This is a genomic window from uncultured Comamonas sp. (genome assembly GCF_964277875.1).
GTDB lineage: Bacteria > Pseudomonadota > Gammaproteobacteria > Burkholderiales > Burkholderiaceae_C > Comamonas > Comamonas sediminis.
The window spans coordinates 31,694-52,725 of the sequence record NZ_CAXYJV010000030.1; the positions used below are offsets into that span (position 1 = coordinate 31,694).

The 21,032-nt window shown below is 66.7% G+C and carries 18 protein-coding genes; 10 read left to right on the forward strand and 8 right to left on the reverse strand.

Features of this window, described 5'->3' with window-relative positions; all coding sequences use genetic code 11:
- The first annotated feature begins 124 nt into the window (after positions 1-124).
- From ACHWUQ_RS11045 to ACHWUQ_RS11060, 4 genes are all read left to right on the forward strand, one after another.
- Entirely contained in the window at positions 125-4,192 is a 4,068-nt protein-coding gene (locus ACHWUQ_RS11045) for a Pls/PosA family non-ribosomal peptide synthetase (protein WP_394681150.1), read from the forward strand.
- Positions 4,180-4,824: a 4'-phosphopantetheinyl transferase family protein gene (locus ACHWUQ_RS11050; RefSeq protein ID WP_394681151.1), complete on the forward strand. Its 645-nt coding sequence runs from the start codon at positions 4,180-4,182 to the stop codon at positions 4,822-4,824. The genes ACHWUQ_RS11045 and ACHWUQ_RS11050 overlap by 13 nt, the downstream gene beginning before the upstream one ends.
- Positions 4,825-4,978: 154 nt before the next feature.
- Positions 4,979-6,601: an ABC transporter substrate-binding protein gene (locus ACHWUQ_RS11055; protein WP_373449391.1), complete on the forward strand. Its 1,623-nt coding sequence runs from the start codon at positions 4,979-4,981 to the stop codon at positions 6,599-6,601.
- A 44-nt stretch (positions 6,602-6,645) separates the two neighbouring features.
- The gene (locus tag ACHWUQ_RS11060) at positions 6,646-7,521 is read left to right on the forward strand and encodes a substrate-binding domain-containing protein (RefSeq protein WP_312525980.1); all 876 of its coding nucleotides are present in this window, start codon (positions 6,646-6,648) and stop codon (positions 7,519-7,521) included.
- Here the strand turns inward: ACHWUQ_RS11060 and ACHWUQ_RS11065 are convergent.
- Positions 7,518-8,147, reverse strand: a complete 630-nt coding sequence (locus ACHWUQ_RS11065; protein WP_312462529.1) for a glutathione S-transferase family protein — start codon at positions 8,145-8,147, stop codon at positions 7,518-7,520. The genes ACHWUQ_RS11060 and ACHWUQ_RS11065 overlap by 4 nt on opposite strands.
- A 157-nt stretch (positions 8,148-8,304) precedes the next feature.
- On the opposite strand from ACHWUQ_RS11065, the gene radA reads away from it, so the two are divergent.
- Both radA and ACHWUQ_RS11075 read left to right on the forward strand, forming a co-directional pair.
- Positions 8,305-9,690, forward strand: a complete 1,386-nt coding sequence (gene radA / locus ACHWUQ_RS11070) for a DNA repair protein RadA (protein ID WP_230773463.1) — start codon at positions 8,305-8,307, stop codon at positions 9,688-9,690.
- Between the two features lie 4 nt (positions 9,691-9,694).
- Positions 9,695-10,369, forward strand: a complete 675-nt coding sequence (locus tag ACHWUQ_RS11075) for a phytanoyl-CoA dioxygenase family protein (RefSeq protein ID WP_312836343.1) — start codon at positions 9,695-9,697, stop codon at positions 10,367-10,369.
- 6 nt (positions 10,370-10,375) lie between these two features.
- Here ACHWUQ_RS11075 and ACHWUQ_RS11080 read toward each other — a convergent pair whose 3' ends face one another.
- The 4 genes from ACHWUQ_RS11080 to ACHWUQ_RS11095 all read right to left on the reverse strand — a co-directional run bounded on the left by ACHWUQ_RS11080 (position 10,376) and on the right by ACHWUQ_RS11095 (position 14,923).
- Complete coding sequence (locus ACHWUQ_RS11080) at positions 10,376-11,380, reverse strand: aldo/keto reductase (RefSeq protein WP_394681152.1); 1,005 nt, start codon at positions 11,378-11,380, stop codon at positions 10,376-10,378.
- 96 nt (positions 11,381-11,476) lie between these two features.
- Complete coding sequence (locus ACHWUQ_RS11085; RefSeq protein WP_394681153.1) at positions 11,477-12,586, reverse strand: FHA domain-containing protein; 1,110 nt, start codon at positions 12,584-12,586, stop codon at positions 11,477-11,479.
- The gene (locus ACHWUQ_RS11090; protein ID WP_239810229.1) at positions 12,583-14,061 is read right to left on the reverse strand and encodes a S1C family serine protease; all 1,479 of its coding nucleotides are present in this window, start codon (positions 14,059-14,061) and stop codon (positions 12,583-12,585) included. The genes ACHWUQ_RS11085 and ACHWUQ_RS11090 overlap by 4 nt, the downstream gene beginning before the upstream one ends.
- 169 nt (positions 14,062-14,230) lie before the next feature.
- The gene (locus tag ACHWUQ_RS11095) at positions 14,231-14,923 is read right to left on the reverse strand and encodes a MarC family protein (RefSeq protein WP_394681154.1); all 693 of its coding nucleotides are present in this window, start codon (positions 14,921-14,923) and stop codon (positions 14,231-14,233) included.
- A 175-nt stretch (positions 14,924-15,098) separates the two neighbouring features.
- Here ACHWUQ_RS11095 and ACHWUQ_RS11100 point away from each other — a divergent pair, with 175 nt between their 5' ends.
- The 4 genes from ACHWUQ_RS11100 to ACHWUQ_RS11115 all read left to right on the forward strand — a co-directional run bounded on the left by ACHWUQ_RS11100 (position 15,099) and on the right by ACHWUQ_RS11115 (position 18,082).
- On the forward strand, positions 15,099-15,530 hold the full coding sequence (locus ACHWUQ_RS11100; protein ID WP_394681155.1) for a glycerate kinase: 432 nt from the start codon (positions 15,099-15,101) through the stop codon (positions 15,528-15,530).
- 243 nt (positions 15,531-15,773) lie between these two features.
- Positions 15,774-15,980 (forward strand): zinc-finger domain-containing protein, encoded by a 207-nt coding sequence (locus ACHWUQ_RS11105; RefSeq protein WP_021028650.1) that lies wholly within the window; start codon positions 15,774-15,776, stop codon positions 15,978-15,980.
- Positions 15,981-16,793: a glycosyltransferase family 2 protein gene (locus tag ACHWUQ_RS11110; protein ID WP_394681156.1), complete on the forward strand. Its 813-nt coding sequence runs from the start codon at positions 15,981-15,983 to the stop codon at positions 16,791-16,793. It begins immediately after the preceding gene.
- Positions 16,790-18,082, forward strand: a complete 1,293-nt coding sequence (locus tag ACHWUQ_RS11115; protein ID WP_394681157.1) for an O-antigen ligase family protein — start codon at positions 16,790-16,792, stop codon at positions 18,080-18,082. Before ACHWUQ_RS11110 ends, ACHWUQ_RS11115 begins: the two co-directional genes overlap by 4 nt.
- 15 nt (positions 18,083-18,097) lie before the next feature.
- Here ACHWUQ_RS11115 and pdxY read toward each other — a convergent pair whose 3' ends face one another.
- The 3 genes from pdxY to ACHWUQ_RS11130 are packed head-to-tail and all read right to left on the reverse strand — an operon-like array spanning position 18,098 to position 20,975.
- Positions 18,098-18,994 carry a pyridoxal kinase PdxY gene (gene pdxY, locus ACHWUQ_RS11120; protein ID WP_394681158.1) on the reverse strand — a complete coding sequence of 299 codons (897 nt, stop codon included), beginning with the start codon at positions 18,992-18,994 and terminating at the stop codon, positions 18,098-18,100.
- Positions 18,995-19,041: 47 nt separating this feature from the next.
- Positions 19,042-20,094, reverse strand: coding sequence for a nitronate monooxygenase (locus ACHWUQ_RS11125; protein ID WP_312462536.1), 1,053 nt, complete (start codon positions 20,092-20,094; stop codon positions 19,042-19,044).
- On the reverse strand, positions 20,091-20,975 hold the full coding sequence (locus ACHWUQ_RS11130) for a LysR family transcriptional regulator (RefSeq protein ID WP_394681159.1): 885 nt from the start codon (positions 20,973-20,975) through the stop codon (positions 20,091-20,093). The genes ACHWUQ_RS11125 and ACHWUQ_RS11130 overlap by 4 nt, the downstream gene beginning before the upstream one ends.
- Positions 20,976-21,032: the final 57 nt, after the last annotated feature.

Genomic DNA, 21,032 nt, shown 5'->3' on the forward strand with positions numbered 1-21,032 from the left:
GCAGGGGGATCCAGCCGCAGCGGGCGCTGGCGCCGCCGCATAATGCGCGAATGCCCCGTTCTGGGGCGTTTTGTGCAGCAAGGCGGTGCATGTGCGCCTTCTGCAGCTGCCGGGTATTGCTGCCATGTCTGAGACTGTTGTATTGCGGGGGCCCGAGCGCCCTGATCTGTTGCGCCATGAGGTGCTGGCTGATGTATTTGAGGCCACTGCCTATGCCCACCCGGAGCAGGTCGCACTGATCGCCGGTGCGCGGCAGCTGACCTATGCCCAGCTCGATGCCGATGCCAGCCGCGCAGCGCACCGGCTGATCGAGGCCGGCATTGGCCCGGGTGACATGGTGGGCCTGTGGCTGCCACGTGGCATTGCGCTGCTCAGCCTGCAGCTGGCGATTGCCAAAACAGGCGCTGCCTGGCTGCCCTTTGACAGCGAAACACCCCCCGAGCGCATAGCAACCTGCCTGGAAGACGCAGGCGCCAAGGCGCTGCTGCTGGCAGCGGCCACGCCCCAGCAGGGCCTGCGCGATGCCCAGGTGCTGTGCCCGCTATGGACCGATGTGGACCTGCTGGCCGATCTGCCCGCTGGCACCACGGCGCGGCGGCGCAGCCATGCCCAGCCTGGCGATCCGGCCTATGTGATCTACACCAGCGGTTCGACCGGCAAGCCCAAGGGCATCGCCATCAACCAGGGCAGCATCTGCCACTTTCTGCGCAGCGAGAATGCGCGCCTGGGTGTGCGTCTGGGCGACAAGGTCTACCAGGGCTTCTCGGTGGCCTTTGACATGTCGTTCGAGGAGATCTGGATCAGCTACCTGGTGGGCGCCACCTTGTGGATTGCGCCGCGCGAGATTGCCGGCGACCCCGAGGCGCTGCCCCAGGCCTTGCTGGACCAGCAGGTCACCGTGCTGCATGCCGTGCCCACGTTGCTGGCGCTGTTTGCGCAGGATGTGCCCAGCCTGCGCATCATCAACCTGGGTGGTGAGATGTGTCCGGAGGCGCTGGTCGACCGCTGGGCCCGCTCCAGCACCGGTGCGCCCCGCCAGCTGTTCAACACCTATGGGCCGACCGAGGCCACCGTATCGGCGAGCCTGGCCGAGCTGAAGGCGGGTGAGCCCGTGACCATCGGCACGCCGCTGCCCAACTACAGCATGGTGGTGGTGCAGGTGATCGACGCGGACAGCTTTCCTGCAGGCACGGCGCCCCAGTTGGTGGGCTTGCCGGCCGGAGAGGTGGGCGAGCTGTGCATTACCGGCCCTGGCGTGGCTGCGGGCTACCTGGGCCGGCCGGAGCTGACGGCCGAGAAGTTTTTGGACAACCCCTGGCCGGCGGGGCCGCATGACACGCGCCTCTACCGCACCGGCGACCTGGCGCGCATCGATGAAAAAGGCCAGATGCAGTGCCTGGGCCGGGCCGATGACCAGGTGAAGATCCGCGGGTTCCGCGTGGAGCTGGGCGAGATCGAGGCCGTGCTGGCCCAGCAGCCCGGTGTGGGTACCACAGCGGTGCTGCTGCGCAAGGACGATGGCATCGACCAGCTGGTGGCCTTTTATGTGCCGCTGGACGCGCCTCCCAGCCATGCAGCGCTGCGCAGCGCGCTGGCCGAGCGCCTGCCGCCCTATATGGTGCCGGCCCGTTTTGAAGCGCTGGCGCTGATGCCGCGCTTGACCTCGGGCAAGATCGACCGCAAGGCGCTGCGCGCGGCTGCGCTGAGTGCCGCCGTGGACAGCGGCGACTCTGATACCGCCGAGACCCCGGCCGAGGAACTGCTGTTTGCCGCGCTGGCCAAGATCTTCCCGGGCCAGCCCATCCGCCGCTCGCTGGATTTCTTCAGCGACCTGGGCGGCCACTCGCTGTTTGCCGCGCGGCTGACGTCGATGCTGCGCGCCGATGCGCGCTTTGCACAGGCCACCGTCAGCACCATCTACCAGCAGCGCCGCGTGGGCGCGATTGCCGAGGCGCTGCAGGCCGGCATGGTGGCGGACGATGCACCGGCAGCAGCGCCCCGTGCCTTTCGCGAGCATTCGGCGCTGCGCCGTTGGCGCTGTGGCGCCGCGCAGGCGCTGGCCATCCCGTTTCTGGTGCTGGTCAAGATGGCGCAGTGGCTGGCGCCGTTCTTCACCTACCACTTCTTCACCGGGGACGAAAACGACTCGGTGGCTGTGGCCATTGCGGTATCGGTACTGGCCTTTGCGCTGGCCACGGTGCTGGAGTTTGCCGTGGCCTGGGCCGGCAAGTGGCTGATTGCCGGCCGGCTCAAGCCGGGGCGCTACCCGCTGTGGGGGCTGACCTACTTCCGCTGGTGGCTGGCGGACCGCTTGGTCGAGGCCGTGCCGGTGGGCATGATCTCGGGCTCCTCGCTGTTCCCGTTGTGGCTGCGGGCCCTGGGTGCCAAGGTAGGCAAGGACGTGGTGCTGGGCTCGATGACGGTGCGCGCCCCCGATCTGCTGCGCATTGGCGCTGGTGCCAGCGTAGGCAATGTGGTGAGTCTGGAAAACGCCCGGGTCGAAGGCGGCTGGCTGCTGCTGGGCCGCATCGATATCGGCGCCGAGGCCTGCATTGGCTCCTATGTGGTGCTGGAGGGCAACACCCGCCTGGGCGACTGGGCCCATCTGGAAGGGCAGTCCAGCCTCAGTGATGGCCAGCAGCAGCCCGCACGCAGCGTTTGGACAGGCTCGCCCGCCCAGCCGGTGTCGGACTTCGATACCAGCTGCATGCCTGAGCGCGTGCGCCCCAGCGCCGCCTGGCGCGTCTGGGAAATGCTGGTCTATGCGCTGGGCGGTCTGAGCATCGCCACCCTGTTCTTCATGCCGGTCTTCCCGGCATTCCTGCTGATCGACTGGCTGGATGTGGACGCGATCTCGGTGCGGCCTTTGCTCGAGGACGGTACCGTCGATGCGCTGGGCGCCTTCATCCTGCGCTTCTTCAAGTTCTTTGTGCTGGCGCTGCCTGCCAGCCTGGTGCTGGTGCTTTGCACGATGCTGGTGGCGGCCTTGGTCCGCTACCTGTTCCTGCCCCGGCTGCAGCCGGGCACCTGGTCGGTGCACAGTGGCCGTTATTTGGGCAAGTGGCTCACCAACCAGATCCAGGAAGGCAGCCTGGCCACCTTGCACGGCATCTATGCCACGGTGTTCTCGGCCAGCTGGTACCGCATGCTCGGCGCCAAGGTGGGCAAGCGCACCGAGCTGTCGACCGCGCTGGGCGTGGTGCCCGATATGCTGACCCTGGGCGACGAATGCTTTGTGGCCGATGCGGTGATGCTGGGCGATGAGCGCATCGATGGCGGCTACATGACGGTGCAGCCCACCGTGGTGTCGCGCCGCAGCTTCATCGGCAATGGCGCCTATGTGCCCGATGGCTCGACCATCCCCGAAGGGGTGCTGATCGGCGTGATGTCGGCCGTGCCGCGCAATGCCGACATGCAGGCGGGCCAGACCTGGATCGGCTCGCCGGCCATCAACCTGCCCGCGCGCGAAGTGGTGCAGGGCTACCCCGCCCACCTGACCTTTGCCCCGTCGCGCCGCCGCGTGCTGGGCCGGGGCCTGGTCGAAGCCTTCCGCATTGGCGCGCCCCATGCGCTGGTGATTGCGGCCGGTTATGCGATCGTGCTCGACGCGATGCCGCTGGCAGCAGCGGGCCGCTGGGGTGCGGTGGTGCTGGACCTGGCGGTTGCCGGCATGGTGTTCGGTCTGGTCGCTTTTTGGGCGGTGGCGCTGTTCAAGTGGCTGCTGGTGGGGCGCTACCGCAAAAAGGCCGCGCCGATGTGGACGCCCTTTGTCTGGCTGTCCGAGGCCACCACCAGCATGTACGAAGGCATTGCGGTGCCCAATTTTCTGCGCTACCTGCGCGGCACGCCCTGGCTCAATCTGGCGATGAACCTGCTGGGCAGCAAGATTGCCAGCAGCGCCTACCTGGACACCACCGACATCACCGAACACGACTGCGTGACCATCGGCGCGCACAGCGAGCTCAATGCGCTGTCCTGCCCGCAAACCCATTTGTTCGAAGACCGGGTGATGAAGGTGGACGACGTGGTGATTGGCGAGCGGGTGACGGTGGGCGCACGCTGCACGGTGCTCTACAGCGCCGAGGTGGGCGATGGCGTGCAGCTGGGCCCGATGACCCTGGTGATGAAGGGCGAGCGCCTGCCGGCCGGCAGCCGCTGGCAGGGCGCACCGGCCGCGCCATGGCGGGCCTAGCGCTCACGGGGACCCCGCAGCCGCTGGCCTTGCCGCCGGCGCTGCAGGGCCGGGTGCGGGCCCAGGCGGTGAGGATGGCCGCCGCTGCATCGGGTGTGCTGCCGCGCGAGGCGATGCGCGAGGCCGTGTACCGGGCGATTGGCGAGGCCTTGGCGCCGCAGCTGGGCTGTGCACCGGCGCAACTGGCTGTGCAGCGCCGCGCTGGGCAGGCGCCGCAGCTGCTGCGCAATGGGCAAGCGCTGGCGGGGTGGCAGCTGTCCATCAGCTATGCCGATGCGATGGCGGTATGGGCTTGCACGCAACATGGCTGCGTCGGCATTGATGTGCAAGGCCTGCCCGGTAGTGCCTCCACGGATATCGATGCCGCTGGCTGGCCAGCGGTGGCTGCGCTGTACCTGGAGCCTGACGCAGCCGCTGCGCTGACCGGCTTGCAGCGCATGGACTGGCAGCGCGGCTTTGCCCGGCAATGGGCGCGGCTGGAAGCCCAGCTCAAATGCGCCGGGCTGGCATTGACCGAGGCGGAGGACCGGCCGGCGGGATGGCGCACCGGCATGGTGGTGACTGAACTACAGACAGATGCAGGGCCCGTGGCCGTGGCCTGGCGCGCGCCGGCCCAGGCCGCATCCGGTTGAAGCAGGGCCGTTACACTGGCCTGCCCGCCCGCCGCTAGCAGAAACTGCACAGCGCCAGGCCCATATCGATACAACGAATAAATCGTTGGCGGGGCCGGGCTGCACTGCGATAGTGCGGCGTTTTGATTTTTTGCATGGAATGAAGGAGTCTGTGATGCAACCTACCACTCATCTGCAAGGCCGCAACGGCTGGGCGCGCAGCGTCTGCACCCTGGCCATCGCTGGCGCGGTGGCCAGCATGGCATTTTCTGCCCAGGCTTCGAACTTCCGCTGGACCCGCTCGGCCGATCTGTCGTCCTGGGATATCCATGCGCAGAATGTCGGCGTCAACAACTCGGTGCACCGCGCGGTGTACGAGGCCCTGGTCGAGTACAACAGCCAGACCCAGAAGCCCGAGCCTTCGCTGGCCACCAAGTGGGAGCGCATCAACCCCAAGCAGCTGCGCATCACTTTGCGCGAAGGCGTGACCTTCAGCGATGGCTCGCCGCTGACGGCCGATGACGTCAAGTTCTCGCTGGAGCGGGCCAAGGCCAAGAGTTCCGGCTTTGTGGTCTACACCCAGGGCATCGACCGCATCGAGGTGGTCAATGCCGGCACCTTGGATATCTTCTCGGAGGTGCCCAATCCGGTGCTGGTCAACCAGCTGACCGAGCTGCGCATCATGAGCAAGGCCTGGGCAGTGCAGCACCAGTCCGAAGTGCCCAAGGACATCAAGGCCAAGGACGAGAACTATGCCCACCGCCATGCGCTGGGCACCGGCCCCTATGTGCTCGACAGCTGGTCGCAGGATTCGCGCCTGGTGCTCAAGCGCAACCCGCAGTGGTGGGGCAAGACCCAGTACCCGAGCAACATCACGCAGGCGGTGTACACGCCGATCAAGTCGGACGCCACGCGCACCGCAGCGCTGCTGTCGGGCGAGGTGGACTTCATCATCGACCCGAGCATGAATGACCTGCAGCGCATCAAGCAGGCGCCCAACCTGCAGGTGCTGGAGTCCGCAGCAGACCGCACCTTGTTCCTGGGGATGGACCAGTTCCGCGACGAACTTCCGCAGTCCAGCGTCAAGGGCAAGAACCCGTTCAAGGATGTGCGCGTGCGCCAGGCGCTATACCAGTCCATCGACATGGGCACCATCCAGCGCGTGGTGATGCGTGGCCTGGCCCAGCCCACCGGCACCTTGATCGCCCACCATGTGAATGGCTGGACCAAGCAGGCCGACCAGCGCCTCGCCTTCGATGCCGAGGGCGCGAAGAAGCTGCTGGCCCAGGCGGGCTACCCGGATGGCTTCGAGTTCGAGTTCTCCTGCCCTGCCGGCCGCTACCCCAGCGATGAGCAGCTCTGCCAGGCCATCAGCGCCCAGTGGGCCAAGGTGGGCATCAAGGCCAAGCTGCGCACCTACCCGTTTGCCACCTACTTCCCGATGATCCAGCGCTACGAAGCCAGCGTGTACCTGCTGGGCTGGTCGGTGCCCACCTTTGATGCCTACTACAGCCTGCAGGCGCTGTTGCGCTCGCCGGGCGGCAGCGGCGATGGCAACTTCAACCTGGGCCGCTTCTCCGACCCGCAGCAGGATGCGATGATCGAGCGCGTCAAGACCGAGACCGACCTGAAGCTGCGCAACCAGCTGATCGAGAAGGTGCTGCTCAACGAGCACAAGGCCATCTCGCATATCCCGCTGTTCAACCTGATCACCCCCTGGGCGGCCAGCAAGAAGGTCAGCATCCCGACCCGCGCGGACAACTACATCGACTGGCGCCTGTTGAATGTGGTGAATTAAGGGGCCGGTAGTGAGGGTTGGCGCGGCTGTCTGATAATGCCGGCATGCGCCTGATGCCTCTTCGCCGCTCCTTCTTGCTCAGCTGTGCCGCTGCGGTGCTGGCGGGCTGTGCCTCCGAGCCGCCGCAGCCGGAGGCCGAACCCAGCCTGGCCCAGGCCAGCCTGCCGGTGCAGCTGCTGATGACCGAAGGCTTTGTACCCGTGCACCGGGCACTGGCCGGCCAGCTGATGATCCCCACGCAGATCCGTGCCGAGCCCGGCTATGGCGCGCCGCATGTGGTGGTGCAGGAGCTGACCCCGTACCTGCAGCAGGCGCGCTGTGTCGATCTGGTACTGGCGCCGCGCCCTGTGTTGCAGCTGTTGCAGGCGCATGGCCTGGTGCGCCCGGGGCGTCTCTACGATGTGGTGCGCTCGCCGCTGATCGCCATCGTGCAGGCCGGCCGTCCGCTGCCGGTGCTCAAGGACACCGAAGATGCCAAGCAGATGCTGGAGGCGGCCCGCAGCATCGCCTACCCCTCGGCCGATGGCAGCGACTTTATCGAGCAAAAGCTGTTTCGCGAACTGGATCTGAGCGCCAAGGTTCTGCCCAAGAGCATCAAGGTGTTTGGCCCCCAGGTGGCGCAGCTGGTGGCCCGGGGCGATGCGGAGCTGGGCCTGCTGCTGCGCAGCGAACTGCCCCGCTCCGCCGAGGTGCAGGTGGTTGGCAAGATACCGCACCCGCTTGCCTATGAGGCGGTGTACAGCGCCGGCATTGCCGGCCAGGCCTGCAGTACCGCCGGTGCCCAGTTGCTGGCCCGCTTTTACCAGCGCGAAGCGGCCATGCATGACTGGAATGGCTCAGGCTGGGAGCCGGTGGCGGGCGTGTCGCAGCCGCCACCGCCGCCGGTCGAGCACCTCGATCCGGCCGAATACCAGCCTTAAGCGCTCTGCGCCAGCGCCGCCTGCACCGCAGGCCGTGCCGCCACGCGGGCGTAGTGCGCGGCCACGCGCGGGAACTCGTTGATATCGACGCTGTCGCTCTTGAGCCAGCCGGCCATCGTGAACAGGTAGCCATCGGCCACCGTGTACTGCTCGCCCATCACCCAGGTCTTGTCGCCCAGGTAGTGCCGCTCGATCAGTGCAAAGGCATCGCGCATGTTGTGCGGCACCTTGGCCTGCATGGCCTTTTGTGCGGCTTCGTCATCGGCCCAGCGTGCTGCGCGTGGGCGGTGGGCATGGCTGATGTGCACGGTCGAGGCCAGGTAGCTGTTGAACTCCTGCAGACGGGCGAGTTGGAACGGGTCGCTCAGCGGCGCCAGTTGTTTGTCAGGGTGGGTTTGTGCCACATACAGCAGCAGTGCAGCCGTCTCGGTCAGCACGCCTTGCGGGGTGACCAGCGCAGGCACGCGGCCCTTGGGGTTGATGGCCAGGTAGGCGGGCGTGCGCTGCGCACCTTCTGCCATGTTCAGGCGCTGGGCCTGGAAGGCGGCGCCCGCCTCGTGCAAGGCAATCAGCACGGCCTGGGCGCAGGTGCCGGGGGCGTAGTACAGGGTCAGGTCTTGGCTCATGGGTCTCCTTGGATGCGGTGCTGGATGGGGGTGATGGGGCAGGTTCCGGTGCGCCGGTGCATGGCGTCTGCCGTATCGCCTGGGGATGCTAAACGATTTGCCGGCGCCGCGCTGCGCTCGCCGTTACCATGGGTGTCTGTACCGAAACATCCTCGCCATGGCCAAAGAGAAATCCGTTTACATCTGCAGCGAATGCGGCGGCACCAGCCCGCGCTGGTTGGGCAAGTGCCCGTCCTGCAATGCCTGGAACACCTTGGTGGAGAGCGCCACCGAATCGGCGGGGGGCGGCAAGAACCGCCTGAGCCAGACCGGGCGCACCGGCTATGCCGGCCAAGCCCAGGCCGTCACGCCGCTGGCGGCCATCGAAGCCACCGAAGTCGCCCGCACCCCCAGCGGCATTGCCGAGCTCGACCGGGTGCTGGGCGGCGGTATTGTCGAAGGCGGTGTGGTGCTGATCGGTGGCGACCCGGGCATCGGCAAATCGACCTTGCTGCTGCAGGCGGTCGATGCGCTGCAGCGCCAGGGCCTGCCAGCACTCTATGTGACCGGTGAAGAGAGCGGTGCCCAGGTGGCGCTGCGCTCACGCAGACTGGGGCTGGACAACAGCCAGGTCGATGTGCTGAGCGAAATCCAGCTGGAGAAGATCCTGGCCACCTGCGAGAGCACGCAGCCGGCCATCGTCATCATCGATTCGATCCAGACCATGTACTCGGACCAGCTCAGCTCGGCCCCCGGCTCGGTGGCCCAGGTGCGCGAATGCGCGGCGCACCTGACCCGCATGGCCAAGAGCACCGGCATTGCCGTGGTGCTGGTGGGCCATGTGACCAAGGAAGGCGCGCTGGCCGGCCCGCGCGTGCTGGAGCACATGGTCGATACCGTGCTGTACTTCGAAGGCGATACGCACAGCAGCTTCCGCCTGGTGCGCGCCATCAAGAACCGCTTTGGTGCCGTCAACGAGATCGGCGTGTTCGCGATGACCGAAAAAGGCCTCAAGGGGGTGAGCAACCCCAGCGCCATCTTTCTGAGCCAGCACAGCGAGCCGGTGCCCGGCAGCTGCGTGCTGGTGACCCTGGAAGGCTCCCGCCCGCTGCTGGTCGAGATCCAGGCGCTGGTCGACAGCGGCGGCCCCAGCCCGCGCCGCCTGTCGGTGGGCCTGGACCGCGACCGCCTGGCCATGCTGCTGGCCGTGCTCAACCGCCATGCCGGCGTGGCCTGCGCGGACCAGGACGTCTTCGTCAACGCCGTCGGCGGCGTGCGCATTGGCGAGCCTGCGGCCGACCTGGCCGTCATGCTGTCCATCACCAGCAGCCTGCGCGGCAAGGCGCTGCCCAAGGGCTTCATTACCTTTGGCGAAGTGGGCCTGGCCGGTGAAGTGCGCCCGGCCCCGCGCGGGCAGGAGCGCCTGAAGGAAGCTGCCAAGCTGGGCTTTACCGTCGCCGTCGTCCCCAAGGCCAATGCACCCAAAAAGCCGATCGAGGGCATCACCATCCACGCGGTGGACCGGGTGGATGAGGCGATCTCGCTGGTGCGTGGGTTGGACTGAGCGCATGCTGGCAGATGCCTTTGCGCGTGACGGCTTTGTGCTGGTTCCCGGTGTACTGGCTGCCGCTGGCTGCGCATCGGTGCTGGCAGACCTGCAAGGGCACACGGGGCAGGGGCCGGGCGCACGCCATCTGCTGACTTTGCCATGGTGCGAGCGCTTGGCCGGACAGCTGCGTGCAGCCCCTGGCCTGGCCGATCTGATTCCTCCAGGCCATCTGGCGGTGCAATGCAGCTATTTCGAAAAGTCGCGCGACAGCAACTGGCTGGTGGCGCTGCACCAGGATCTGTCAATACCGGTGCAGCGCAAGATGGAACACCCCGCGCTCAAAGGCTGGGCGCTCAAGGAAGCAACCTATTTTGTGCAGGCACCACCACAGGTGCTGGAACAACTGGTGGCGGTGCGTGTGCATCTGGAGGACTGCGGCCCCGATGATGGACCCTTGCGCGTGGTGCCAGGCTCCCACGCCATGGGTGTCATCGATAGCGCAGACGCTGTGCAGTTGCGTGACGAACGGGGAGAGGTCACATGCCCGGCTGCGCAAGGCGAGGCGCTGGTGATGCGGCCCCTGCTGCTGCACGCCTCGTCCAAAGCGAGTGGCAGCAGCCGCCGGCGCGTACTGCATTTTCTATTTGGCCCTGCGCAGCTGCCCTATGGGCTGGCTTGGGCTGCCGCCGTGTAGCCGCCTTTAAACCAGCCGCCCCTGCGGCCACAGATGCGCCGGATCGTTGTACCCGGGCGTTGATGGATGGCCGGGGCTGACCAGGCCGTTGACCAGGCGCTCGTCTTCCACGGTGATCTGGTAGTTCAGCGCGGGCTGGTAGTCCTGCCACTGCTTCAAGGTGCGCGGGCCCGCGATGACCGCGCTGATGGCGTTGTGGGCCAGCACCCAGGCGGTGGCAAACTGCGCAGCGCTGATGCCTTGGCGCTCGGCGTGCTGCTGCACCTGCTTGGCGATCACGAGGGATTCAGGGCGGAACTCGGTCTGCAGGATGCGGGCATCCTGGCGGCCGGCGCGGCTGTCCTTGGGCGGCTCCATGCCTGGCTGGTACTTGCCGCTGAGCACGCCCCGCGCAATCGGGCTGAAGGGCACGACGCCGATGCCGAACTGCGCGCAGGCGGGCAGGATGTCGGTCTCGGGCATGCGGTTGAGCAGGTTGTAATAGGGCTGGCAGACGACGGGGGGCGGCAGGCCGATCTCGCGGGCGGTGTAGACGGCCTCGACAATGCGCCAGCCGCGAAAATTGGACAGGCCCCAGTACAGAATCTTGCCGCTGTCGATCAGGTGCTTGAGCGCATACAGCGGCTCGTGCAGCTGCAGGCCGGCGCGGTCGCGGTGCAGGTAGAGAATGTCGATGCGGTCGGTCTGCAGGCGGCGCAGGCTGGCCTCGACCTCGCGCAGCATCCAGGCGCGTGAGTAGTAGCCTTGGTTGGGCTGGCTGCCCATGGGGTTGCCGAGCTTGGTGGCCAGCACCCAGTCATCGCGCTGGCCCTGCAGCAGCTGGCCCACCATGCGCTCGGACTCGCCCTTGCTGTAGATGTCGGCGGTGTCGATGAAGTTGACGCCCTGGGCGCGCGCATCGGCGACGATGGCGGCCGCCTCCTGGGCATCGGTCTGGTCGGCGAACATCATCGTGCCCAGGCAGAGGGCGGAGACTTGGAGAGGGCTGGCGCCCAGCTGGCGGTACTGCATCTTGGTCCTTCGGGAATCAGGTCGAGTCCCTCGATGCTAGCGGGCCGCCGCCGGTTTGTCAGTCATGGGGCAGCGGCTTGCCCCACGCATCGCGGCTCAATCGAGACCGCTGTCGTCGCCTTCCTCGTCGTCGTCCTTCTCCAGCTGGCTGCGGTTTTGCAGCTGCTCGCGCATGCTGTCGGTGCCCTGCATGAACTGGTCCACCGAGGTGGTAGGGGCCAAGCGCCATTCAGGCGGCAGCATGGTGGACATGTAGAGGTTGTCACCCAGGCGCTTTTGCGTCTGCCACTGCAGGCCCAGCTTGGCGCCGATGCCCAGCACCAGCAAGCCGCCAACAGCCAGCGCCAAGGTACGGGCCGACACCAAGGTGGCTGCACGCAGATGGAACCAGATGACCACGGCCATCAACGTGAAGGACGCCAGGCTGGCAAAGCGGCTGAGCATGGGCCAGGACATGGCAAAGCCCGTTACCGACAGCAGCACATCGAGCAAGGCCATGGCGACCATGCCGACCGAGGCAATGCAGACATGGCGCCAGAAGCCGGTCACCCCGGTGAACAGCTTGCCCATCATCGACCAGCCCAGGGTCCAGACCAGCAGGCCGCCCAGCATCCACAGCAGGATGGCGGGCAGCTGGCGGGCCAGGGCACCGGTTTCGGTGGCGCCCAGCCAGGTGGTCCAGGCCGACAGCAGCACGAGCAGCACCAGGGCCATGGCCGTCAGCAGGCCTTGGGCGCGCGAGAACGGCCGCCAGCGCTGGGTGGCGGGCAAGGGCTGGGCGGTGCTGCGCAGGTTCAGCTGCACGCCGCGGCCCAGGGTCAGGCGCTGACCGGGCTGCCAGACAAAGCGCTCGCCGGCGCTGTAGTGGCGCCGGCCATGCCAGACGCCATTGGTGCTGTCGAGCACCTCGACTTCGTATTGGCCCGCATCAGGGGGGCCCGCACTAGCTTGGCCTGCATCCAGGCGGTGCAGGCGCACATGGCTGGGTCCGATACTGGGGTCGGTCAGCACCAGGTCATTGGTGGCGGCGCGGCCGATGGTGCAGGGCCAGGCAAACACCGGCAAGGCCATCGCCAGGCGGTGGCCGCGTTCGACCAGCTCCAGTACCGCGCCTTCAGGCGCATGCGCAGCGGCAGGCGCCTGGGTGCTGGTGTCTTCGTGTTCGGGAGCGATATCGGTCAATTCAGGGTAATCGTGCTGGCTCATTGGGCGGCCTCGCTGGAGAAGCCTTGCAGGTACTGGCGGGCCAGGCGCTGGGCATTGTCAAAACTCACGGCACTGACGTTGAGGCGGCCAAGCACGCCTTGGCGCGGCTGGTCCACCGAGACGGCCAGCACGGTCAGGTCATACAGGCCACTGAACTTGCGGTAGGCGGCCATGCAGACGACGGCGCGCAGCGGCAGCTTGGCGTCACCCGCGACAAAATCCTCGCGGCATTCATAGCCGGTGCGCACACGGTTGCCGCGCTTGCGCATCGGTTCATTGGCAAAGCTGCTGCCATAGGTATGGGCAAACTGCCAGGGGCTCAGGCGCGGGGCGTCGTAGGCTTCGTAGCGCATGCCCAGGCCGCCGACATCGCCATCACCGGTGAAGACTTCGCTGTCGATGCGGCATTGGCTGCGCTCGAAATCGAACAAGGATTCGCTGCGCCGCTCACGGCCATCGCCCCAGCAGCGGGCCAGGGTTTCGGACGGCACGGGCACGCGGTAGGGGCCATAGCGCTCGCTGCGGCTGCTGCCGCTCAGCACCCGGTCGACCAGGTCCTTCTGGTGGGCCATCAGCTGGCGTGTGACTTCGGCATGCATGGCGCCCTTGACCGGGGCAGCCTCGCGGCCCTGCGCGAGCAGCTGCTCGACAAACTCCACCGGCACCAGAAAGCTCAGTTGCTCTGCGCCCAGCTGCTTGGCCACGTTGACACCGACCACCCGGCCCTGGGTGTCGATGGCCGGGCCACCGCTCATGCCCGGGTTCAGGGTGCCGCCAAAGAAGATGCGCGGGTAGAAGCTGCGCTGCACCAGACCGTTGTAGGTGCCCTCGGTGATCGCAAAGCCCACGTCCAGCGGGTTGCCCAGCGAGAAGATACGCTCGCCGCCGCTCAGCGGCCGGCTGCTGGGGCGCAGTGGCAGCGCACTGTAGCGGGGCGCTGGGGCCGCTTCGCTGGCTGGCGGGGGGGTGACGCGCAGCAAGGCCAGGTCATGCAGCACATCGATCGCGAGCAGCTGCACCGGCGCCTCCTGGCCGCTGACCGAGACCAGCACCGCGCGGTGGCGTTCGGGCTCCAGCGCGAGCTGGCTGACCACGTGGTAGTTGGTGATCAGCAACCCATCCTCGGAGACAAAAAAGCCCGAACCGGTACTGCTTTGCGTATTGGTCTGGCGGCGCAGGGTGCGGATCTGCACCAGCTTGTCGCGCGCAGCCATATAGGCCTGCTGCGCGTCGGGGGAGGGGGGCGGGGCCTCGGCCGCCGCTGCGGGTTGGCTGGCAGCAGCAGGCGTTCCCGGTGTTGCTGGCGCTGAGGGTGACAGCGGTGGCGCCGTGGGCGCCGGCACGGCAGCCTCCGCCGCGAGCGGGTTGGCCGTCTGTACCAGCGGCGCCTGGGCCATGGCGGGCGCTGCCAGCAAGGCAGCCAGCGCAAGCGCCAGGCCGTTGCGCCACAAAGGGGAAGATGTGCAATGGGTCATGGTGTTGGGGTTCGCGCCCTGCAGGCCGGCGGGCTCGCTCGCAGGCATGGCAGGGCGTTGGACTCAGGGGCTGACGGCCAGGGCTGGATACCAGGCAAGCTCAAATGCTATCAAAATTAAAGCGCTGTTGTGTGAAGGGATCCGGTATCTGTGCAAGTGTTCGTAGGTCTCAGGCAACGCCACGGCGCAGCACCTCGGTGAGCAGGTTGCGCAGCCCGCCCCAGGCCACCTGGATGCCCAGGCACATGAGGATGAAAGCCGAGAAGTTCAGGAAGACCATGACGCCGCTCTTGCCCAGCGGTTTGAGTATCCGGTCTGCATAGCGGTAGCAGATGAGTACCGTGCTGCCTGCAACCAGGCATCCGGCGACGGCACCGAGCAGGTTGGCAGCGACGACGGCGTTGGACTCGCTGTCCAGAACTGCCACGCTGACCGTGATGGTCGCTGCCAGCGTGCCCGGACCAAACGACAGCGGAAAGGTCAGTGGGTAGAAGGTGAGCAGACGGGCGGATTCTGGCGACAAGGACTGGGTGGGCTTTTCTTGCAACTCCTCATTGGGCTTGGCGTTGATCATGCTCCAGCCGATCACCGCCAGCAACAGGCCGCCGCCCAGCCGCACCACGTCGATGGACAGGGAAAACAGGTTCAGGATGATGGCGCCAAAGAGCATGAAAAAGACCATCAGCACGCTGGTCTGCAGGGCGATGCGGGTGGCCATGCTTTGCCGCAATTCCTTGCTGGCGCCTTCGGTCAAGGCCAGAAAGAAGACCGAAATGCCGATCGGGCTCAGCGCAGGCACGACGGTAACCACCAGCAGCCAGAAGCTCTGGTGGGACGCGCTCAGATAAGTGTCAAAATTCATCGTTAAATGCCTTTTGATAGTTAATCCATAGCCCGATGGTGCCACTCTAAGCGAAGTCCAACCAGTGGGCAACCGGCCAATATCGTTACAGCGTATGTGCGCAACGCAGGGCGGGGGACGGCCCAATTGGCCCCTGGAGACAACGGCAACTCCGGAGGCAGTGGACAATAGCGCGATGAACTGGAGAAACATACTGATCCCCATCGGCTTGCTGGTGCTGCTGGGGGCTGCTTACCAAAATTACAAATGGATGGGCGTGCTGGCCGTCAGCGGCGGCATCGTGCTGTGGCTGATGCTGCACTTCACCCGTCTGATGACCATCATGAAGCGGGCCTCCGAGCGGCCTTTGGGCTATGTCGCCAGTGCGGTGATGCTCAATGCCAAGCTCAAACCCAATGTGCCGCTGGTCCATGTGGTGGCCATGACGCGCTCTTTGGGCCTGCGCCAGTCCAAGGACCTGGAGCAGCCCGAGGTGTTTGTGTGGCGCGACAACACGGACTCATCGGTGACCTGCGAGTTTGTGCACGGGCGCCTGCACAAATGGACCCTGCAGCGCCCGGCTGACGCAGCCGAAGCCGCGGCTGCACCCGCCCATCCGCAGCCTTGAGCCGGCCCCACTTGTAACAACGGCGACCTGCCGCCCGTCTGCGGCACCCTTTTAGGCGGGTTTGGCGGTCAAATCTGAGGTGCGCAATGTGCATCTTCTGCCAAGTCGGGCGCCGTCCACGTAAAATCACTGCCCAGCACGGGAGCCCGTTGGGGCTGGTCCCCACCATTGCCCGTGCCTACAGAATCATCGAAAGCCGGTCCGCGACAGGGGTGCGGGGCCGGCGCAGGAAAGTTGAAAACCATGACGCAGGCAGTTGTTGAGTTGCTGGCCAAAGACCTGAACGCCCAAGGTGGCGTGTTTTGCCCCAATCCCAAGGCAGACATGAAATTGTGGAGCGGCCATCCCCGCGTTTTTCTGGATGTCGGCCACAGCGGTGAGGCCAAATGCCCGTACTGCGGTACCGTGTACCGGCTCAAGGCGGGCGAAACCTTCCACGGTGGCCATTGAGTGACTGATTCCCCATTGGGCGGCGCTGCAGCTTCGCGCAGGCTGACGCTGACCATTGGCATCCTCACGCTCAACGAAGAAGACAATATCGAGGCCTGCTTGCGCAGTGCCTCGTTTGCCGACCAGGTTGTGGTGGTGGACAGTGGCAGTGTGGACCGTACCACCGCCATTGCCTGTAGCCTTGGTGCCCAGGTGTTTCGCTACGAAGACTGGCAGGGCTTTGCGTTGCAGCGCAACCGGCTGCTCGCCCACGCCAAGGGGGACTATGTGTTCTTCCTCGATGCCGATGAGACCATCTCTCCCGCGTTCCGCGAGGAGCTGGAGGCCATCGTCCAGTCGGGAGAGGAAGCCATCTGGATGGTGCGCTGGCGCATGGTCGCTTTCGGCAAGGAACTGAAATACCTGCGCTCCACCGCCAAGGTCGAGCGCCTGTTCTGGCGTGGCCTGCTGCGCGAGTACACCGGCGTGGTGCATGAAGAGGCGCAACTGAGCCGCACCAATGTGACGCGCCACCTGATGCGCACACCGCTGCTGCACCATTCGCGCAGCACCGTGCATTCCAGCCTGGAAAAGCTCACCCAGTACGCGATGCTGGGGGCCGCCAAGCGGGCCGAAGAAGGCGTGCGTGGCGGCATTCTGCGCGGTATGGCCTCGTCGGTGGCGATGTTTGTGCGTCTTTACTTCTTCCATTTCGGCTTTCTGTGCGGGGGCGCGGGCTTCCTGTATTGCGTGTTCGTCGCACTGGAGAGCTTCTTCCGCTATGTGGCACTGGCCTATGACCGCCCTTACCTGAGCGGAGACGTGCGCAGATGAGCCCTGCTGCGGCGCCGTCCGCTGCACCCCCGGCCGCAGCACGCGCCAGCCAGCTGGCGGCGTTTCTGGTGCCCGGTGTGGCACTGACCTTGCCCTCTGGCTACTCCTTTGGCGCTGCAGTGCTGGCGCTGGCCAGCCTGGTTTTTGTGCGCCAATGGTGGGGCCGCAGCTGGGACCGCCGCGCGCTGGCCTGGGCGCTGATGCTCGCCGTCATGGCCGTCATGTGGACCATGAGCTTCGATGACTGGCATGTGCGCTCGCGCAGCGACCAGTTCGTCAAATACGCACTGGCCATCACCGGCCTGGGTTTTTTGCAGACCTTTGCGCCCCGGGTGCGCCCGCTGGGCTGGGGCATGCTGGCGGGTGCCCTGGGTGCGGGCCTGGTCGCCGTCTACCAGACGGGCTGGACCGATGCCCACCGTGCCAATGGCTTTACCAATGCGATCCAGTTCAGCGGCATTGCGCTGGTGCTGGCGCTGGCCTGCTGCTTTGGGGTGCTGCTGCTGTGGCGCTCATTGGCGCCCTGGCAGCGCGCGCTGGGTTTGGTCTGCAGCCTGTTCGGCCTGCTGGCCGTCATCCTGTCGGATACGCGCGGCAGCTGGATCGTGCTGCCCTTTGTTCTGCTGATAGGCGCGGCGCTGCTGTGGCGCTGCGGCCTGCGCAAACCGGTGGGGCTGGGCCTGCTGGCGGCCGTGCTGGGCATTGGCGGGCTGGTCTTGCTCAAGGGCGATGAAATGGCCCAGCGCTACCACACCGCCGTGCACGAGGTGCAGAGCTACGAGGTGCAGGACCGCCATGCGGCTGAAACCTCGGTCGGCCAGCGGCTGGCCCACTGGCACCTGGCCTGGCACATGGGGCTGGACAGGCCGCTGACCGGCTGGGGCCTCCAAGGCTATATCGCAGAGAAAGCCCGCCGCGTGGAAGCGGGCGAGGCCAGCGCCTCGGTGCTGCCGTATGACCATGCGCACAACGAGCTGCTCGACATGTTTGCCAAGCGCGGCCTGGTGGGAGTGGCCTTGCTGCTGGCCTTTTATGCCGTGCCGCTGCTGATCTTCTGGCCCACCCGCAAGCGCATGGCGCAATGCCCGGGCATGCCCATGGACCGCCAGATCCTCTACCTGCGCATGCTCGGCATTCTGGTTCCGATGTGCTACATCGGCTTTGGCCTGACCCAGGTCTTTTTTGCCCACAACAGCGGGCATCTGTTCTACGTCTATCTGCTGGTGCTGCTGCTGGGTGCGCTGATCGGACGTGAGCGCGCACTGCTGGCTTTGCAGCAGAAACCATAAGCGACTTGGGTTGCCTCAGGCCACCTGGCGGGACGCAAAGCGCGCTGCCGGCTCGATCAGCTGGGCCTGCGCTGCCACCAGCGGCAGATCACGGGAGCCCGCCTGCGTGCCCTGGACCAGCGAATACAAGGTAGCCGTGGCCAGCTCCAGCGCCTCTGGCAACGCGCGGCCATCCACCAGCCGGCCCAGCAAGGTGGCGGCAAACACATCGCCCATGCCATTGGGCAAGGGGTGCAGGTCGATACGCGGCGTGGTCACCAGCCAGGCGCCTTGCCCATTGACGGCCAGGGTGCCCAGCTGGCCGGCAGCGATGTCGGGCGTGGCCAGGCTGGTGATGACGATGGTGTCCGGCCCGCGCCCACGCATCTGGCGCGCGACAGCCACAGCCTCTTCGGTGCTCGCCAGCTTGGTGCCGCTCAGCAGCTCGAACTCGAACTGGTTGGGCGTGATGATGTTGGCGAACGGGATGGCCTGGTCGCGCAGAAAATCGGGGATCGCCGGGTTGACGAAGAGCCCCCGGCCCACATCGCCCATCACCGGGTCGCAGAGGTAGCGCAGCCGCGGATTGGCCTGGCGGATGTCATTGACGGCATCGAGAATGGCGGCGCCGGTATCGGCGTTGCCCAGGTAGCCCGAGAGCACGGCGCCCACTTTCTGCAGCGCGCCGCGCTCGCGCAGGCCCGCGAGGATGTCGCGGATATGTTCGGCGCCCAGGATCTGGCCCCGGAACTGCCCGTAGCCCGTGTGGTTGCTGAACAGCACCGTATGCACCTGCAGCACATCAAAGCCCAGGCGCTGCAGCGCAAACACCGCCGCCGAGTTGCCGACATAGCCCCAGGCCACATGCGATTGGATGGACAGGATGACGGGGCGGGAGGCTTGCGCAGGGGCAGAGGGTGCAACAGTGTTCACGGCAGGCAGTCTTTGCTGGCCCGGACCAGGCTGCCGGGCATTGGCTGCTATTGTGCGCCCGCTGCCTGCCACTCTTGCTTGAGCTGGTGCAATAGTTGCGCAGCGGGCAGGGCTCTGGCCTGGGCCACGCCCTGGCCGGCCCACAGCGACAGGTACTGCGCATCGCCCGCCGCGCCGGCGAGCTTGCGCAGTGCGCCGGTCAGCGCGTTTTGCACCGGGTAGGGCGGAATGGCGGCCTCATCGGCTTCGAGCGCATCGATCATCGCATTGCGGATGCCGCGCGCAGGGCGGCCCGAGATCGTGCGGGTGGTGACGGTGTCGGTGGCCTGGGCAGCGGCCAGTGCAGCGCGGTAGGCAGCGTTGATGGCCGATTCGGGGCAGACCAGAAAGGCTGTGCCCATCTGCGCCGCCTGCGCCCCCAATGCCTGTGCGGCGGCGATGCCGGCGCCATCCATGATGCCGCCGGCCGCAATTACCGGTACCTGCAGCTGCCGCACGCAGTCGCGCACCAGCGGCAAGGTGGCGACCATCGACGAAGCATAGTCCGCCAGGAAGGTGCCCCGGTGGCCACCGGCCTCGCTGCCGCTGGCGATGACGGCATCGGCCCCCACCGCCTGCCAGGCCAACGCCTCGGCCACCGTGGTGGCCGTGCCCCAGACCTGGCTGCCGGCCGCCTGCAGGCGTTGCACCTGGGCGGCGTTGAGGATGCCGAAGGTAAAGCTGGCCACTGCCGGGCGGCAGGCGGCCAGTGCATCGAGCTGCTGCGCAAAATCTTCGCACCACTGGCTGGGTACGGCGGGCTCCGCGCCAAAACGGGCGTACAGCGGGGCCAGGCGCTGCAGGGCCTGCTGCACGGTGGCGGCATCGGGTGCGGGGGTGGCCTGCACAAACAGGTTCATCGCAAAGGGCCGGTCGGTCTGCGCGCGCACTGCGGCAGCGGCCTCAGCCATCGCCTGGGGCGAGCGCATGCCGCAGCCCAGCGAGCCCAGGCCGCCGCCCGCACTGACGGCAGCGGCCAGCGCTGCGCTGTCCGCGCCGGTCATCGGGCCTTGCACCACAGGCAGCTGCAGGCCCAGTTCTTGCATCACATCGCGGGTCATACGGTCTCCATCGCTGCTGTTAAAGGGGTAGGTGCGGCCGTCTGCAGGACCGCCAGCAATTGCTGCACCGCCGGCGTGGCATAGCCCTGGCGGGTGACAAACATCGTGGTGCAGCTGCCCAGCGGCTGGCTGTGCACAGGCAGCGGGTGGCGCTGCAGGTCGAGCACGGTCTGTGGCACGACGGCCACCGCACTGCCTGCGGCCACGGCCGCAATGATCGCGTGGTAGGACGACAACTGCAGCACCCGCGTGGGAACCGGGCCGTGGGCCTGAGACATCCATTGCTCGCCAATGCGGCGGTAGGTGCAGCCATCGCTGAAACCGGCCAGGGTGCGGGGCAGCTCTCCCTCCAGGGTCTGGGCGGGGCGCAGCAGCTGCAGCGATTCTTCGTACAGCGGCACCAGGTCCAGCGGCAGCGGCGCATCCACATCCGGCGGCGGCCAGGCGACCAGCGCGGCATCGAGCTGGTGGTCCAGCACCTGCTCCATCAGCTGCAGCGATGCAGCCGTGGACAGCTCCAGCTGCACCTGCGGGTGCGTGCGGTGGAACGTGGCCAGTGGCAGCGGCAGGCGCGCGGCGGCGGTGCTCTCCATCGAGCCCAGGCGCAGCCGGCCGCTGGGGTGCTGGCCGCGCAGGCTCTGCGTGGCCTCTTCGGCCAGGGTCAGCAACTGGTCGGCATAGCGCTGCAGCTGCTGTCCCTCGGGTGTCAGCACCATGCGCCGGGCTTCGCGTACAAAAAGCGCAACGCCCAGCGACTCCTCCAGCTGCTGGATGCGGGTGGTGATATTGGACTGGGCGCGGCCCAGCTGCTGCGCAGCACGGGTGATGCTGCCGCTGGCAATGACCTGCTGAAAGATGGCAAGGGTGGCGAGATCCAACACGTTTGTATCTATCTTTTTTGAAGATGTTAATTTAACATAGCATCTCTAGAAAAGATA